This is a genomic window from Mycolicibacterium sp. XJ662 (assembly GCF_053484035.1).
Window position 1 is genome coordinate 1,216,398 of sequence record NZ_JBEFTL010000001.1, and the last position, 16,762, is coordinate 1,233,159.

Genomic DNA, 16,762 nt, shown 5'->3' on the forward strand with positions numbered 1-16,762 from the left:
AGCATGCGAGCAATGGTGTACCGCGGCCCGTACAAGGTGCGGGTCGAGGAGAAGGCGCCGCCCAAGGTGGAGCATCCCAACGACGCGATCGTGCGGGTACAGCGCGCGGCGATCTGCGGTTCGGACCTGCACCTGTACCACGGCATGATGCCCGACACCCGGGTCGGCTTCACGTTCGGCCACGAGTTCATCGGCGTGGTCGAGGACATCGGACCGTCGGTGCAGAACCTGAAGCGCGGCGACCGCGTGATGGTGCCGTTCAACGTCTACTGCGGGTCCTGCTACTACTGTGCGCGTGGCCTGTTCTCCAACTGCCACAACGTGAATCCCAACGCCACCGCGGTGGGCGGCATCTACGGCTACTCCCACACCTGCGGCGGATACGACGGCGGCCAGGCCGAGTTGGTCCGGGTACCGTTCGCCGACGTCGGGCCCGCCGTCATTCCGGAGTGGATGGCCGACGACGACGCGTTGATGTGCACCGACGCCCTGGCCACCGGGTACTTCGGTGCGCAGCTCGGTGACATCGTCGAAGGTGACACGGTGGTGGTGTTCGGGGCCGGGCCGGTCGGTCTGTTCGCCGCGAAGTCGTCGTGGCTGATGGGTGCCGGGCGGGTGATCGTCATCGACCACCTCGACTACCGGTTGGAGAAGGCCCGCACCTTTGCCCACGCCGAGACCATCAACTTCGCCGAGTGCGACGACATCGTCGTGGAGATGAAGAAGACCACCGACCACCTCGGCGCCGACGTTGGGATCGATGCGGTCGGCGCCGAGGCCGACGGCAACTTCCTTCAGCACGTGACGGCCGCCAAGTTCAAGATGCAGGGCGGTTCGCCGGTCGCGTTGAACTGGGCGATCGACTCGGTCCGCAAAGGCGCCACGATATCGGTGATGGGCGCGTACGGACCGATCTTCTCACTGGTGAAGTTCGGGGATGCGCTCAACAAGGGGTTGACGTTGCGGATGAACCAGTGTCCGGTCAAGCGCCAATGGCCCCGGCTGTTCTCGCATATCCAGAACGGGTATCTGGCCCCCAGCGACATCATCACCCACCGCATTCCGCTCGAACACATCGCCGAGGGCTATCACATCTTCTCCGCCAAGCTGGACAACTGCATCAAGCCGGTCATCCTGCCCTCGGCGGCCTGACCATCGAAGGACTCCAAATGACCTACACCGCAGAACATCCGAACCGGCCTGACATCGCCGAGTTGCGTGCCCGCATCCCGGGTTGGGGAGTCGATCTCGATCCCAACGACCGCCCGTCGGTGCCGAAGCTGAAGTACGACCCCCAATCCACCGGTGCCCATTGGGATTTCCCCGACCGCCAAGAACAGTTCGTGCCGCGGGAACGTTCGATCGAGCACAAGTTCGTCACGCCGGTGTTCGGAACCGCCACACCGCTGCACGGGCTCTCAGGTGCGATCCGGCGGTACTCCTACCTCAAGTACAGCGAAGCCCGCGCGGCGCACTGGCTGCTGCTGATCGCCGCGGACCGGGTGGACGCGGTGGAAAGCCACCTGCGGTCGTTTCTCACGCTGCGGCCCGACAACCCGATCACCCAAACCGGCGTCAAGGCAGAATTCACCCACAACGGGTGGCGTTCGCGCACCGACGGCAAGCGAGCAGACCTGAACCACCAGTGGATCGACCCGATCCTGGTCGGGGCGCCGTGGCTGATGTCGGCCGGCGCCGGTGCGTGGGCGGTGCGGGCGATGCTGCGCAGGTTTCGCGGCTAGTTCTTCAGCAGCTGGTCGAGGCTGGCCAAAAACTCGTCGGGCCGCTGCGGTGTGAAGGCCGGCTTGGGCCGGGTGCCGTCCACATCGAGCGTGACCAGTGTCGACTTGATCGGCCGCCAGACATCCAGCGGCAGCCAGCGGCGCAGATCCGAACTGCCCCAGATCCGGAACCGGTGGGTGAACATCCCCAGCGGCTCGGCCTTGTACCCGCGGATCGACGACAGTGGGATCACTTTCGATGTGCCCGACGGAAAATGGTAGCGCCGCAACGTGATCGCTTGGCGATCGAGCTGGATCTGCCCGTCGTCGTAGTACTGGCGGGGTGCGGTCATAGTTTCCGCCGCCGCAGTTCGTGACCTTTGCTGGTCAAGCAGCGGCCGCTTTCGAGGTTCCACTGCCACCCGTGCAGGTTGCAGGTCAGCGTCGAGCCGTCCACCACCCCGAACTTCGACAGGTCGGCCTTCAGGTGCGGGCACCGCCGCTGAATTTCCCAGCCGTCTAACGTGATCGACGCCGTGTCGTCGTGCGCCTCGGCGAACCAGCCGTCGGCGTAGGCGATGCGTTCGTCGGTGAGGCATTTGAAGAAGGTGTACAGGTACTCGTTGTAGCCCCCTACCCGCCAGGCCCGGAACCGCGTCGACAAAAAGATGGTGTTGACCCAGTCCGGTTCGTTGTCGCGCAGCACGGTGCGCACCAACTCCGGGGCAATCTGGAACCCGTAACGGAACTTCTCATCCGGGATCGGTTCACGGACAGCGCGTTTGGGGAAGTCGAGCACGATGGTTTCGTTGTGGTCGCGGCCGTGTAACCGGAGTTCGACCGGATAGCCGATACCGTCGCAGATCTGGTCGCTCTGGATCATGATCGGCTCGAACACGGCGCGCAGCGGTTCCAGCAGCGACTCACCGGCGGCCGCCGCCCACCCTGCCTTCTCCGCGGCGAGCACCGGCGCCATCCGCTCGGCGTAGTCGGCGATGTAAGCGGCCTTGCCCGTGGTGAAGATGTCCTGCACCGCATCGTCGGGCAGCGGATGGGTCAGCGAATCCAACTGCGCCCCAGTGAATTGCGCCGTCGACCCGGGGATCATCAACAACCCGCCCTCATGGCCGTGGGTGCGCATCTGGTCGAGAAACACGACCTGGTCGGGAAAGATGTTGGCCGGATCGCCGGAATCGTCGTTGAGATGGCGCAACTCTGGATCCAGAAAACACGGCGGACCCGCCGACGGGATCACCCATCGGGCGTCGACCTGCGCGATGTACTGGCGGCAGCGGTCCATCTGTCGCTGCCGCTTCTGGATACCGAACGCTTCCTTGGCCCGGGCCGGCATGTCGTAGACCATCGGATACCAGATCGCCCCGGAGTACTGCAGCATGTGCACGTCGACCTGGCCGAAATCGGCGTGCACCACGTCCAGGTCGACCGGACGGGCGTCGTTCATGTTGAAGCAGACGGTCTCGCCGTCGTCGACCACCAGGCCGGAGTCTCCGATCGGCCCGTCGGCGGGGGCGCGCAGCGCGATGATCATCACATCGAGATCGCCCTTGGGGCCGCTGACGCGGTGCTTGACCGAGTCGGTGGTTTCAACGAACCGGTGAAACCCCACCTTCTCCAGTTCGCGGCGCAGATCGGGGACCGGGAAATCGGGCAGCAGCACCACCGCGTCCTTGTTGACGTGCTCGCGCAGGTTCTTCGGATCGAAATGATCGGCGTGCAGGTGCGAGACGTAGAGATAGTCGCAGTCGCCGAGGGCCTCCCAGTCCAGCGCGCTGTTGTCCGGGAACGGGAACCATGACCCGAAGTACGCCGGGTTCAGCCAGGGATCGCACAGGATGCTTCCAGCCCTGGTGTCGATGCGGAAACCCGCATGCCCGACGCTTGTGACCTGCACTAACGTCCTTTCTCCGCGATGATGGTGACCCTTCGAGCTTAACGGCAGCAGACAACAGGAGTCGCAACCACGCGGGCGCACTACGCTGGCGGCTGTGGAACCGGTGTACGGCACAGTCATCCAACTTGCGCGGCTCATCTGGCGCGCGCAGGGGTTGACGTTCACCGTCACCGGCGTCGAAAACCTGCCGGTGACCGGTGGGGCGGTGGTGGCCATCAACCACACGAGCTACTTCGACTTCACGTTCGCGGGGCTGCCCGCCTACCGGCAGAAGCGCGGCCGCAAGGTGCGGTTCATGGCGAAAAAAGAGGTCTTCGACCACAAGATCGGCGGCCCCCTGATGCGCAGCCTGCGCCACATCGAGGTGGACCGCGGCAGCGGCGCCGAATCGTATGGGGCGGCCTGTCAGATGCTGCGGGACGGCGAGCTGGTCGGCGTCTATCCGGAGGCCACCATCAGCCGCAGCTTCGAGATCAAGACGCTCAAGTCCGGCGCGGCGCGCATGGCGATCGACTGCAATGTGCCGATCGTGCCGCACATCGTGTGGGGCGCCCAGCGCATCTGGACCAAGGGGCACCCGAAGAATCTGTGGCGGCCCAAGGTGCCGATCGCGGTCGCGGTCGGGGAACCGATCGCCCCGACGCTGCCCGCGACCGAGTTGACCGCGCTGCTGCATTCGCGGATGCAGCATCTGCTGGAACGCGTGCAGGATGCCTACGGTCCCCATCCCCCGGGCGAGTACTGGGTGCCGCACCGGCTGGGCGGGGGTGCCCCGTCGCTGGCGGAGGCCAATCGGATGGATGCCGAGGAGGCGGCGCAGAAGGCGGCGCGGCGGGGAGGTCAGGCCGATACGAACGGGGCGCCGGAGTAGTGGCCAGGGAGCCGGTCTTCCGGACGCTCGAGGTTCTGGTCAAGGCGGCCGTCAAAGTCAACGGCATCCGCATCACGTATAACGGCCTGGAGCACATCCCCACTTCTGGCGGCGCGGTGATCGCCATCAACCACACCAGCTACATCGACTGGCTGCCGGCGGCCCTGGCGGTGCACTACCGCGGGAGGCGGCTGCGGTTCATGATCAAAGAGGAGATGCAGGAAGTGAAGATCATCAACTTCCTCATCAGCCGCACCGGCACGATCCCGGTGGATCGCCGGGCCGGCGCAGGCGCCTATGCGGTCGCGGTGGACCGGTTGCGCGCCGGTGAACTCGTCGGGGTGTATCCCGAGGCGACCATCAGCCGCAGCTTCGAGCTCAAGGACTTCAAGACCGGTGCGGCGCGGATGGCGCGCGACGCCGACGTCGCGATGGTTCCGTTGATCGTGTGGGGGGCGCAGCGCCTCTGGACCAAGGATCACCCACGGCGGTTGGGCCGCAGCAAGATTCCGATCACCGTCGAGGTCGGTGCTCCGCTGCACGCCGCCGACACCATGGAGCAGACGCTGACGGTGCTGCGGTCCTCGATGGGCGAGCTGCTGGACAAGGCCCAGCGCGAATATCCGCAACCCCCCGGTGCGTACTGGCTGCCGCGCCGGCTCGGTGGCAGCGCGCCGACACTGGCCGAGGCCAAGGCGCTCGACGAAGCCGAACTCGCTGAGCGCGCCAAAAAGCGTGCGCAGCGAGAAGCCAAGAGCCGCCGATGAACCGGCCCACCATGATCGCCTCCGATGTGGACGGCACGCTGCTCGACGACGACGAGAAGGTCACCGCGCGCACCAACGCCGTCGTGCACGCGGCTGTGGCCGACGGGGCGCAGTTCGTGCTGGCCACGGGGCGTCCGCCGCGGTGGGTGCAGCCTGTCGTCGACGCACTGGGTTTCGCGCCGATGACGGTGTGCGCCAACGGCGCGGTGATCTACGACCCCAACACGGACCGCATCGTCTCCGCGCGCACGTTGTCCGCGGAGTTGCTGGCCGAACTCAGCGACATCGCCACCCGCGTCATCCCCGGTTCCGGGCTGGCCGTTGAACGGGTGGGCGAGAGCGCCCACGACGCGGCGACGCCACAGTTCGTCAGCTCACCGGGCTACGAGCACGCCTGGCTCAACCCGGACAACACCGAGGTGTCCATGGCGGATCTGCTCAGCGCGCCGGCGATCAAGCTGCTCGTCCGCAAGGCCGGCGCCCGCAGTTCCGATATGGCCGATGTGCTGGCCCGGCATATCGGGGAGCGCGCCGACATCACCTACTCCACCGACAACGGCCTGATCGAGGTCATGCCGGTGGGCGTCAGCAAGGCCTCCGGAATCGAGGAACTCACGCGTCCGCTGAACATCGCCGCCGACGAGGTGGTGACGTTCGGCGATATGCCCAACGACATTCCGATGCTGCAGTGGGCCGGGCTGGGGGTGGCCATGGCCCACGCCCATCCCGAGGCGTTGGCCGCCGCCGACGAGGTGACGTTGACCAACAACCAGGACGGTGTGGCCCGCGTCCTGGAACGTTGGTGGAACGGCTAGGTGAGGCTGATCGGCGGGGTGAACCGCTCCAGTTGAATCGGTTCGTGGTCGACGTAGGTCGGGGGCAGGTTGACCGCGATGCCGTCGATGACCCGTGTCACGCTGCCCGACTCGCGATCGAAGTTGAGCGTGCCGTGCTGGAAGTTCTGCACGATCCACAGCGGCTCGTGGATTTCGCCGCTGGTCGGCAGGCCGAGCGCGCCGCGTTCGAAGCCCAACGACCCCCACGCCTTGTAGATCTCGCCGGTCAGCGGCTGGGCGCCGGTCGGCGGAGACCAGTACATGGCGCCGCGCTCGAACATCGCGTAGCGGATGCCGTCCTGACCGGAGGCCTCAGGTGACGTCGGATTGCCCAGCGGGCTGTTCGGTCCGCCCATCGCCTCCCAGCGCGCGAAGATCGCGCCGCCGCGCAGGGTGTCGACGAGATCGGCGGGCCCCGGTGGGCTGTTGAACCGCGCGGCGATCTCCCGGATCTGGTCCATCAGCGCGTAGGCCGCATTACCGGGGCATTCGGTGACGCCGACGTCGCGGTGGGTGAAGATCGTCGGCAGGGTGGGGGCGGCGCCGAACGGGAACTTGGCGAACGAGCCTCCTGAGGAGGCCAGCACCACGGTGCCCCTCGGGTCGATGTGGTCCATGCCCATGCGCCAACCCAACAACCGGCCCGTGGTGCCCAGCTGGATCGGGGTGGGCGGGACGGCATCGAAGTTGCCCATCATCGCCACGCCCCAGGTGTCGCGGTTGAAGCCGCCGGTGTGGGCCCCCTCGACCGGCCTGGTGATCCCGCCCGCACGGCCCTCGAACACCTGGCCGTACTTGTCGACCAGCGCGTTGTAGGCGATGTCGCACCAACCCAACGTGCGGGTGTGGTACTCGTAAATCGACCGCACGATCCCGGCCGAGTCCTCCGGCGCGTACTCGTTGCTGCCCGCGGTATGGTGCACGATGCCGGCCCGAATTCCGTTGTCGTAGCGCGGTTCTCCGCACCGCAGCATCGATTCGTCGGCGCCCCACTGTGCGCGGCTGATGATGACCGGCGGCACCCCGGGGCTGTTGACCGCCGACGGCAGCGGCAGGTTGTCCACCGGCGCCTGCGGCGGGCTGATCAGCACCGCGTTGATGTTCTGCGCGAACGGCTGCTCGACGTTGGCGGGCACGTAACCCAGCTCCGGGCGGTCCGCATCGGAAACCCGTTGTGGCGCCGTCGGTGTGGCACCGGGCGGCCGGGTGACCGCGATCTGCACCGTGGTGGTGCGCCCGACGAACACCGGTTCGGTGCCGCGGGGCCCGCCGGCGTCGGGACCGTCAGGGCCTACTCCCTCAAGGGGTTCGGCCTCGTACCACGGCCCCCAGGTGCCGTCGTCCTTCTTGGCCCGCACCTTGGCCGAGGTGCCGGTCAGGTCGGACGCCGTGAGGGCGACCATCGCGAACGGGGTGTGCTGGTGGATCTCGCGGATGGTTTCGCCGGCACCGAGATCGGCGAGCGGCTGCTCAGCCATCCGGGGGGCCTCCAGCGCCGGCGGCTTATCGTCGTCGCCGCCGGGTATGCCGAAGACCGCCATCGGCAGCATGACGATCGTCGCCGCGACAGCGGTGAACAGCAACGACGGCATGGGACGGCGGCACGGCACAGCCCGATGTTACGTATGTGTCAGTTGTTACTAATGTTTCGACACGGCGTTTGGCGCGGGAAAGTGACCGACCTGCAACGGCACCGCAGAGCCCCGATCGGCTTCTGCGGTGCCGTCTGAAACAGGTTTACGGCGCTGGGGCTGGCGCGGGAGCCGGTACCGGCGGTGCCGGCGGTTTGACGGCCGACATGATCGCCGGCATCACCATGCCCTTGAGCAGGTCGATCGCCTGCCCCGCGCCCAGTTGGTTGGCCATGCTGGACAGGTCGCCGATGATGCCGCCGCTGGCTGGGGCCGCCGCGGGCATCGTGGCCAGGGTCGGATCGCCGAGGATCGGATAGGTACCCGCCGCGGGGTCCAGCCCGATGGGCGCCGAGATCGGCACCTCACCGGTGAGCCCCGTGGAGACCGGGGTGGCCAGTGCGGGATCGGTCAGCGCCGGCGGAGTCGACAGGCCCGGCGCGGTCAGGTCCGGCGCGGTGAGTCCGGGCGTCGTCGCCGTCGGGGCGGTCAGCCCCGGCGTGGTCAGCTCGGGGGTGGTGAGCCCGGGGGTGGACAACGCGGGGTTGGTCAACGACGGATCGGCCAGCGCCGGATCGGTGAGCGCAGGCGCGGGCAAGGTCGCACCCGGCACGGTGGCGCTGGGAACGTCCAGGCTCGGCCCGGTCAGACCCGGCGTGGTCAACCCGGGCGTCGTCAACCCCGGCGTCGTCAACCCCGGCGAAGTCAGACCAGGAGAGGTCAGACCCGGAGAGGTCAGCCCGGGTGACGTCAGGCTGGGTGTCGTGGAGCCGGTCCCGGTGAGCATGCCGGTCGGCATCGGCGGCAGGTTGATGCCGAACTGCGACAGCCCCTGGGACAGGGCGGACATGATTTCACCCGGCAGGTCGGTGATCATCGCGGCCTGGACGAACTCACGATGCTGAGGGCCGGGATCGGTGCTCGCGGACAAGTCGCTCACGGCGATGACTGCGGCTGGACTCGCGACCGCCAGGGCCACGACTGCGCTCGTGGCTGTGGAAAGCCGGCGTCGACGGCGGTTCGGCACGGAAGTCTCCTCAATATCTGGACTACGTCGGGTGGGGTGATCTTGTGATCAACCCAGGTCTCGCACTGTCGGCGGAGGACCGACGTGAACGACGTTACGGGTGTGACTAATGAGGCAAAAGTGACGATGCGTAATCGTGAGCCGATCGCAACCTTCGGCCGCCCGCCGCAGGCTTGTCGGATTCGGGCGGGGTACGCCTGTTCGGATACCCTTGCTGCCGATGACAGCTCGTTATGACCTCTTTGTCGTCGGTTCCGGATTTTTCGGCCTGACGATTGCCGAGCGCGCGGCTACGCAGCTGAACAAGCGGGTCCTGGTTCTCGAGCGTCGGCCGCACATCGGGGGTAACGCCTACTCCGAGCCCGAACCGCAGACCGGCATCGAAGTGCACCGCTATGGCGCCCACCTGTTTCACACCTCCAACAAGCGGGTGTGGGACTACGTGCGCCAGTTCACCGACTTCACCGGGTACCAGCACCGCGTCTTCGCCATGCACAACGGTCAGGCCTACCAGTTCCCGATGGGCCTGGGCCTGGTGTCGCAGTTCTTCGGCCGCTACTTCTCACCCGATGAGGCCCGTGCGCTGATCAAGGAGCAGGCCGCCGAGATCAGCACCGAAGACGCCCAGAACCTGGAGGAGAAGGCGATCTCGCTGATCGGGCGTCCCCTCTACGAGGCGTTCGTCAAGGGATACACCGCTAAACAGTGGCAAACCGACCCCAAGGAGCTACCCGCTTCCAACATCACCCGGCTGCCGGTGCGCTACACCTTCGACAACCGGTACTTCAACGACACCTACGAAGGCCTGCCGGTCGACGGCTACACCGCGTGGCTGCAGAACATGGCCGCCGATGACCGCATCGAGGTGCGCCTGGACACCGACTGGTTCGACGTCCGTGACCAGCTGCGCAACGAATCCCCGTCGGCCCCGGTCGTCTACACCGGCCCGCTGGACCGCTACTTCGACTACGCCGAGGGCCGGTTGGGTTGGCGCACCCTCGATTTCGAGCTCGAGGTGCTGCCCACCGGGGATTTCCAAGGCACGCCGGTGATGAACTACAACGACCTCGAGGTGCCCTACACCCGCATTCATGAGTTCCGCCACTTCCACCCCGAGCGCAGCTACCCGTCCGACAAGACCGTCATCATGCGGGAGTTCTCCCGCTTCGCCGATGACAACGACGAGCCCTACTATCCGATCAACACCGAGGCCGACCGTGACATGCTGGCCGGATACCGCACCAGGGCGAGAGCCGAAACGGCGTCGGCGAACGTGCTGTTCGGTGGCCGGCTGGGCACCTATCAGTACCTCGATATGCACATGGCCATCGCCAGCGCGTTGAGCATGTACGACAACATCCTGGCGCCGCACCTGCGGGACGGCGCCCCACTGAGCAACGGCACAGAAAGCAGCAGCGCATGAGTGACATCCCGTCCGGCGCGCTCGACGCCGGAGAGTCCAAGGCCGTCAGCCTGCTGGCGCGCATCATCTCGCCGCGCCCGGGCGAACCCCACGACGTTCGCAAGCTCTATATAGAGGAATCGACCACCAACACCCGTCGTGCCCACGCGCCGACGCGCACCAGCCTCGAGATCGGCGCCGAATCCGAGGTGTCGTTCGCGACGTACTTCAACGCGTTTCCGGCCAGTTACTGGCGGCGCTGGTCGACGCTGGACACCGTGGTGCTGCGCGTCGAACTGACCGGCAGCGGACGCGTCGACGTGTACCGCTCCAAGGCCACCGGCGCGCGGATCACCGTGGGCGGGGCACCGGTCAGCGGCGAGCACGCCTCGGTCGAATTCGAGATCGACATTTCGCCGTTCGAGGACGGCGGCTGGATCTGGTTCGACATCGCCACCGACAGCAACACAATGCTGCACAGCGCCGGTTGGTACGCGACGTCGCCCGCGCCGGTGCGGGCCAACATCGCGGTCGGCATACCGACGTTCAACCGGCCCGCCGACTGCGTCAACGCATTGGCCGCCCTGACCGCGGATCCTTTGGTGGACGAGGTGGTGGGCGCGGTGATCGTGTCCGATCAGGGCACCCAAAAGGCCAAGGACCACCCGGGGTTCGCGGCGGCCGCCGCCGCACTCGGCGACCGGCTGTCAGTGCACAACCAGCCGAACCTCGGCGGATCCGGCGGCTACAGCCGGGTGATGTACGAAGCGCTGAAAAACACCGACTGCGAACAGATCCTGTTCATGGACGACGACATTCGCATCGAGCCCGACTCGATCCTGCGGGCGTTGGCGATGAGCCGGTTCGCCAAGGCGCCCACCCTCGTCGGCGGTCAGATGCTCAACCTGCAGGAGCCCTCGCATCTGCACGTGATGGGCGAGATGGTGGCCCAGCAGAACTTCATGTGGACCAACGCGCTCAACACCGAATACGACCACAACTTCGCGAAGTACCCGCTCTCCGATGAAGAGGAGCCCCGCAGCAAGCTGCTGCACCGGCGCATTGACGTCGACTACAACGGCTGGTGGATGTGCATGATCCCGCGGCAGGTCGCCGAGGAACTCGGTCAGCCGCTGCCGCTGTTCATCAAGTGGGACGACGCGGACTACGGGTTGCGCGCCGCCGAGCACGGATACGGCACCGTGACGCTGCCCGGTGCGGCGATCTGGCACATGGCCTGGAGCGACAAGGACGACGCCATCGACTGGCAGGCGTACTTCCACCTGCGCAACCGCCTGGTGGTCGCGGCCCTGCACTGGGACGGCAACATCCGCGGTCTGATGGCCAGCCACCTGAAGGCCACCCTCAAACACCTTCTATGCCTTGAGTATTCGACCGTCGCGATCCAGAACAAGGCGATGGACGACTTTCTGGCCGGACCCGAACACCTCTTCTCGATCCTGGAGTCCGCGCTGCCCGAGGTGCGCAAGATGCGCCAGCAGTTCCCCGACGCGGTGGTGCTCCCCGGTGCCACCGCGCTGCCGGCGCCTTCGGACAAGGTACGCAAGAAGGTGAAGATCCCCACCAACCCGCTGTCCATCTCGACGCGGCTGAGCCGCGGGGTGATTCACCAACTCAAGCCGCACGATCCGCAGCACCACCGCCGCCCGCAGTTCAACGTGGCCACGCAGGACGCCAGGTGGTTCACCCTGTGTGTGGTCGACGGCGTCACCGTCACCACCGCCGACGGCCGCGGTGTGGTGTACCGCCAGCGTGACCGCGCGAAGATGTTCAGCCTGCTTCGTTCCTCGCTGCGGCGGCAACTTCGGGTCGCCCGCACGTTCAACCGGATGCGCAAGGTCTACCGCGAAGCCCTGCCGGTGCTCTCCAGCAAGCAGAAGTGGGAGTCGGTGCTGCTCGAGGCATCACCGCATGCCTGACTCGGTCCGCGGCGAAGAGGCCGCGCTGGTCGCCGTCCAGCACGCGCTGGCCGGGCGGCCCGGTGTGCTGCCCGGTGCGCGGGCGCTGAGCCACTTCGGTGAACACAGCCTGGGCTGGCTGGCCGTCGCGGCGCTGGGTGCGCTGCTCTCGCCGAACCGCCGTCACGCCTGGTTGGCCGCGGGCGCCGGGGCGTTTTCCGCGCACGCGGCAGCCGTGCTGATCAAGCGGGTGGTGCGCCGCGAACGTCCACACCATCCGTCGATCGCGGTCAACGTGGCAACGCCGAGCCGGCTGAGCTTCCCGTCGGCGCACGCGACGTCCACCACCGCGGCCGCGCTGCTGCTGGCGCGCGCCACCGGCCTGCCGCTGCCTGCGCTTCTGGTGCCGCCGATGGCACTGTCCCGGTTGGTTCTCGGCGTGCATTACCCCACCGACGTCCTCACCGGCGTCGCCGTCGGGGCGGCCGTCGCGAAGGCGGTCAGCACGGTCGCCGACCGGAGGGAAGGGGACCGATGAGCATCTCGAAGGAAAGCAGCGCAGCGGGCACGCCGCAGTACCGCGAAGATCCCACGTCGGGCAAGGGGCCACCGCGCAACGTCGCAACCGGCATCGTCAAGGCCATCCGCCCCCGCCAGTGGGTGAAGAACGTCCTGGTCTTCGCCGCCCCGCTGGCCGCGCTCGGTGACGACCGCTACGTCTACGACTACCGCGAGGTGCTGGTCCGGGTCCTGCTGGCGTTCGCGGTCTTCAGCCTGGCCGCGTCGGCGGTCTACCTCGTCAACGACGCCCGTGACGTCGAAGCCGACCGCGCGCACCCGACCAAGCGGTTCCGGCCGATCGCGGCGGGCGTGGTGCCCGAGTGGCTGGCCTACACCCTCGCCGTGGTGCTGGGCGCGGGCTCGCTGGCGGTGTCGTGGCTGGTGACGCCGAACCTGGCGTTGGTGATGGCGATCTACATCGGCATCCAGCTGGCCTACTGCTTCGGTCTCAAACACCAGCCGGTCATCGACATCTGCATCGTTTCCTCAGGATTTCTCATCCGCGCCATCGCCGGCGGTGTCGCCGCCGATGTCCCTCTGTCGCAATGGTTCTTGTTGATGATGGCGTTCGGTTCGCTGTTCATGGCGGCCGGCAAACGGTACGCCGAACTTCAACTGGCCGAACGCACCGGCGCCAAGATCCGCAAGTCGCTGGAGAGCTACACCAGTTCCTACCTGCGGTTCGTGTGGACTTTGTCGGCGACCGCGCTGGTGTTGTGCTACGGGCTGTGGGCCTTCGAGCGGGACGGCTCGGGTGGGACATCGTGGTTCGTCGTGTCGATGATCCCCTTCACGATCGCGATACTGCGATATGCCGTCGACGTCGACGGCGGCCTTGCCGGTGAGCCGGAGGAGATCGCGCTGAAGGACCGGGTGCTGCAGCTGCTGGCCGTCACGTGGATCGGAACCCTCGGTGCCGCAGTCTTCCTCAGTTGACCAGCTCACCCTGACAGCCGCGCGCCTGGTGGTGCGCGGCCCGCGGTTTGCCTACGACAAAACCGTCCGGATCAGCCTGTGGGTCAGCGTGGTCGCGGTCACCGCCCTGTTCACCTGGGGCGCATGGCAGCGCCGCTGGATCGCCGACGACGGCCTGATCGTGTTGCGCACCGTGCGAAACCTGTTGGCGGGCAACGGTCCGGTGTTCAACGCCGGCGAGCGGGTCGAGGCCAACACGTCCACCCTGTGGACCTATCTGGTCTATGTCGGCAGCGTCATCGGCGGGCCGGTGCGGTTGGAGTACGTGGTGCTCGCGCTGGCGCTCACCCTCAGCGTGGCCGGTGTCGTGCTGGCGATGCTGGGCGCCGGGCGGCTGTACGCGCCGAGCCTGCAGGGCCGACGCGCGTTGATGCTGCCCGCCGGTGTGCTCGTCTACATCGCCGTCCCGCCCGCGCGCGATTTCGCCACCTCCGGACTCGAAAACGGTTTGGTGCTGGCCTATCTGGGGCTGTTGTGGTGGATGATGGTCTGCTGGTCGCAGGCATTCCACTCCAACCGGCCCGCGCGGCGACCTCCCCCGCGGGACGGGACGCCGAGCATCCGCAGACACCCGGTCGGCACGCCGCAGCGGCATGCGGTCAGCGGGTTCTTCGACGGCGCACTGGCTTTCGTGGCCGGGCTGAGCGTACTGGTGCGGCCCGAGTTGGCGCTGATCGGCGGCGGCGCGCTGGTGATGATGCTGATCGCCGCCCGCGACTGGCGCCGACGCGGGCTGATCGTGCTCGCCGGCGGCCTGCTTCCGGTGCTCTACCAGATCTTCCGGATGGGCTACTACGCGCTGATCTTCCCTGGCACCGCGGTGGCCAAGGAAGCGTCCGGATCGAAATGGGCGCAAGGCTTTACCTACCTGGCCAACTTCAACCAGCCCTACCTGCTGTGGGCGCCCGCGATCCTGCTCGTCGGGTTGGCGGCGGTGGTGCTGGTGACCCGCGGCCGGCCCTGGTGGACACACCGTGCCGTCGCACCCGGCTACGGGTGGGTGGCGCGGATGGTGCAGAGCCCCGCCGCGGTGGTGATCTTCTTCATCATCAGCGGGCTGCTGCAGGCGGTGTACTGGATCCGCCAGGGCGGTGACTTCATGCACGGCCGGGTTCTGCTGACACCCATGTTCTGCATGCTGCTGCCGATCGCGGTGATCCCGCTCGTGCTGCCCGACACCACCCGAATGGCGCGCGGCGCGGGGTATCTGTTCGTCGGAGCCACCAGCGTGCTCTGGCTGGCCGTCGCGGGCTGGGCGTTGTGGGCGGCCAACTCCAGCGGTATGGGCGCCGACGCCACCCGGGTCACCTACTCCGGCATCGTCGACGAGCGGCGGTTCTACAGCCAGGCCACCGGACATGCGCACCCGCTGACCGCGGCCGACTATCTCGACTATCCGCGCATGCGCGCGGTGCTCCGGGCGATCAACAACACACCCGACGGCGCCCTGCTGCTGCCCGCCGGCAACTACGACCAGTGGGACGTGGTGCCGGCGATACCGCCGCCCCCCGACGCCCCGCCCGAGGTGAAGAACCAAAACGGTCCGCACACAGTATTTTTCACCAACCTCGGCATGCTCGGCATGAACGTCGGCCTCGACGTGCGCGTGATCGACCAGATCGGTCTGGCCAATCCGCTGGCCGCGCACTCCGACCGGCTCGAGGACGGCCGCATCGGCCACGACAAGAACCTCTTTCCGGATTGGGCGGTGGCCGAGGGTCCGTTCCTGAAGACCGAGCCCTACATCCCGTCCTACCTCGACGAGAAATGGGTGGCCCAGGCCGAGGCGGCGCTGAAATGTCCTGCGACCGACGCGATGCTGAACTCGGTGCGCGGACCGATGGGCCCGAAGCGGTTTCTGTCCAACCTCATGCACGCCTACGAGTTCACCCAGTACCGCATCGACCGGGTGCCGCTCTACGAGCTGATCCGCTGTGGTCTGGAGATCCCCGAATCCACGATGTCCCCGTACACCGGCATGCCCGCAGCGGGGCCCTGACCGGCGAAGAGCCCTCGACGACCGTAACGCCGCAGCCCTATCGGGGCGATAAAGCTGTCGCGGACCGTCTTTCACGCGGCGCCGGACACACGAACGGATGGTAGAACCTGTGCGAACCTGGCTTCGCCGCGCGCTGGCGACCACGGCGGCCGTCGTCGCGCTGCCCGCCCTCACGGTGGTGGCAGGCCCGACACCCAGCGCCGACGCGTTCTCGCGCGAAGGGCTGCCCGTCGAATACCTCGACGTGTACTCGACGTCGATGGGGCGCAACGTACGGGTCCAGTTCCAGCCCGGGGCAGGAGGCCCGCACGCGGTGTACCTGCTGGACGGACTGCGGGCCCGCGACGACTACAACGGCTGGGACATCGAAACGCCGGCGTTCGAGTGGTTTCACGAGTCCGGGATCGCCGTGGTGATGCCCGTGGGCGGCCAGTCCAGCTTCTACAGCGACTGGTACTCGCCGTCGAGCTTCAACAGCCAGCCCTACACCTATAAATGGGAGACGTTTCTGACCCGTGAGCTGCCGCAGTGGCTGGCCGCCAACAAACAGATCTCGACGACCGGCAACGGCGTGGTCGGGTTGTCCATGTCGGGTAGCGCGGCGCTGGTCCTGGCCGCCTACCACCCGGCTCAATTCCGTTACGCCGCATCGCTGTCCGGTTTCCTCAACCCGTCGGCGCCGTTCATGCAACCGGCCATCCGGGTGGCGATGCTGGATGCGGGCGGCTACAACGTCGACAACATGTGGGGCGCGCCGTGGGATTCGGCGTGGCGGCGTAACGACCCGACCGTGCAGGTCGGCATGCTGGTCGCCAACGGCACCAGGCTGTGGATCTACTGCGCGCCAGGCGGCGTCACCCCGCTGGACGCGAACGTCGACCCCAACCAGGTGTTCACCGCCCACAGCCTGGAATCCATGGCGTTGAAGAGCAACAAAGACTTCGAAAAGGCCTATCGGGCGGCCGGGGGCACCAACGCGACTTTTGTGTTCCCGCCGGCCGGAAATCACGCCTGGCCGTACTGGGGTGAGCAGCTGCAAACGCTCAAACCAGACCTGATCGCGACCCTCAACGGTTAAGGAGTGACCAGGCACGATACCTGCGAAATAGAAGGATCACAGCAAGTTGTGGTTGACTGCACG

Annotated in this window: 15 protein-coding genes; 11 read left to right on the top strand and 4 right to left on the bottom strand. The window is 67.1% G+C overall.

All coding sequences use genetic code 11. From position 1 onward, the window contains the following. Positions 1-3 precede the first annotated feature (3 nt). Positions 4-1,152: a zinc-dependent alcohol dehydrogenase gene (locus tag ABQE93_RS05700; RefSeq protein WP_448406289.1), complete on the top strand. Its 1,149-nt coding sequence runs from the start codon at positions 4-6 to the stop codon at positions 1,150-1,152. A 17-nt stretch (positions 1,153-1,169) separates the two neighbouring features. Further along, positions 1,170-1,742 carry a hypothetical protein gene (locus ABQE93_RS05705; protein ID WP_448406290.1) on the top strand — a complete coding sequence of 191 codons (573 nt, stop codon included), beginning with the start codon at positions 1,170-1,172 and terminating at the stop codon, positions 1,740-1,742. Here the strand turns inward: ABQE93_RS05705 and ABQE93_RS05710 are convergent. Together ABQE93_RS05710 and ABQE93_RS05715 are read right to left on the bottom strand one after the other, a co-directional pair. Next, the gene (locus tag ABQE93_RS05710; RefSeq protein WP_448406291.1) at positions 1,739-2,074 is read right to left on the bottom strand and encodes a hypothetical protein; all 336 of its coding nucleotides are present in this window, start codon (positions 2,072-2,074) and stop codon (positions 1,739-1,741) included. The two genes, ABQE93_RS05705 and ABQE93_RS05710, sit on opposite strands and share 4 nt — an antisense overlap. Beyond that, on the bottom strand, positions 2,071-3,633 hold the full coding sequence (locus tag ABQE93_RS05715; protein ID WP_448406292.1) for a Rieske 2Fe-2S domain-containing protein: 1,563 nt from the start codon (positions 3,631-3,633) through the stop codon (positions 2,071-2,073). Before ABQE93_RS05715 ends, ABQE93_RS05710 begins: the two co-directional genes overlap by 4 nt. 94 nt (positions 3,634-3,727) lie before the next feature. Here ABQE93_RS05715 and ABQE93_RS05720 point away from each other — a divergent pair, with 94 nt between their 5' ends. The 3 genes from ABQE93_RS05720 to ABQE93_RS05730 are packed head-to-tail and all read left to right on the top strand — an operon-like array spanning position 3,728 to position 6,086. Next, a complete protein-coding gene (locus tag ABQE93_RS05720; protein ID WP_448406293.1) occupies positions 3,728-4,504 on the top strand; it encodes a lysophospholipid acyltransferase family protein in 777 nt (258 codons plus the stop codon). Beyond that, a complete protein-coding gene (locus ABQE93_RS05725) occupies positions 4,504-5,271 on the top strand; it encodes a lysophospholipid acyltransferase family protein (protein WP_448406294.1) in 768 nt (255 codons plus the stop codon). Before ABQE93_RS05720 ends, ABQE93_RS05725 begins: the two co-directional genes overlap by 1 nt. Beyond that, entirely contained in the window at positions 5,268-6,086 is an 819-nt protein-coding gene (locus tag ABQE93_RS05730; protein ID WP_448406295.1) for an HAD family hydrolase, read from the top strand. Before ABQE93_RS05725 ends, ABQE93_RS05730 begins: the two co-directional genes overlap by 4 nt. Here the strand turns inward: ABQE93_RS05730 and ABQE93_RS05735 are convergent. Beyond that, on the bottom strand, positions 6,083-7,699 hold the full coding sequence (locus ABQE93_RS05735) for an N-acetylmuramoyl-L-alanine amidase (RefSeq protein ID WP_448406542.1): 1,617 nt from the start codon (positions 7,697-7,699) through the stop codon (positions 6,083-6,085). The genes ABQE93_RS05730 and ABQE93_RS05735 overlap by 4 nt on opposite strands. A 145-nt stretch (positions 7,700-7,844) precedes the next feature. Beyond that, the gene (locus ABQE93_RS05740; RefSeq protein ID WP_448406296.1) at positions 7,845-8,765 is read right to left on the bottom strand and encodes a hypothetical protein; all 921 of its coding nucleotides are present in this window, start codon (positions 8,763-8,765) and stop codon (positions 7,845-7,847) included. A gap of 211 nt (positions 8,766-8,976) precedes the next feature. Here ABQE93_RS05740 and glf point away from each other — a divergent pair, with 211 nt between their 5' ends. The 6 genes from glf to ABQE93_RS05770 all read left to right on the top strand — a co-directional run bounded on the left by glf (position 8,977) and on the right by ABQE93_RS05770 (position 16,699). Further along, the gene (gene glf, locus ABQE93_RS05745; protein WP_448406297.1) at positions 8,977-10,188 is read left to right on the top strand and encodes a UDP-galactopyranose mutase; all 1,212 of its coding nucleotides are present in this window, start codon (positions 8,977-8,979) and stop codon (positions 10,186-10,188) included. Further along, the gene (locus ABQE93_RS05750; RefSeq protein WP_448406298.1) at positions 10,185-12,107 is read left to right on the top strand and encodes a glycosyltransferase; all 1,923 of its coding nucleotides are present in this window, start codon (positions 10,185-10,187) and stop codon (positions 12,105-12,107) included. Before glf ends, ABQE93_RS05750 begins: the two co-directional genes overlap by 4 nt. Further along, a complete protein-coding gene (locus ABQE93_RS05755) occupies positions 12,100-12,624 on the top strand; it encodes a phosphatase PAP2 family protein (RefSeq protein ID WP_448406299.1) in 525 nt (174 codons plus the stop codon). The genes ABQE93_RS05750 and ABQE93_RS05755 overlap by 8 nt, the downstream gene beginning before the upstream one ends. Continuing rightward, the gene (locus tag ABQE93_RS05760) at positions 12,621-13,583 is read left to right on the top strand and encodes a decaprenyl-phosphate phosphoribosyltransferase (RefSeq protein ID WP_448406300.1); all 963 of its coding nucleotides are present in this window, start codon (positions 12,621-12,623) and stop codon (positions 13,581-13,583) included. The genes ABQE93_RS05755 and ABQE93_RS05760 overlap by 4 nt, the downstream gene beginning before the upstream one ends. Then, positions 13,561-15,621, top strand: a complete 2,061-nt coding sequence (zomB, locus tag ABQE93_RS05765) for a terminal beta-(1->2)-arabinofuranosyltransferase (RefSeq protein ID WP_448406301.1) — start codon at positions 13,561-13,563, stop codon at positions 15,619-15,621. The genes ABQE93_RS05760 and zomB overlap by 23 nt, the downstream gene beginning before the upstream one ends. Before the next feature lie 109 nt (positions 15,622-15,730). Then, entirely contained in the window at positions 15,731-16,699 is a 969-nt protein-coding gene (locus tag ABQE93_RS05770) for an alpha/beta hydrolase (protein WP_448406302.1), read from the top strand. The last annotated feature ends 63 nt before the right edge of the window (positions 16,700-16,762 follow it).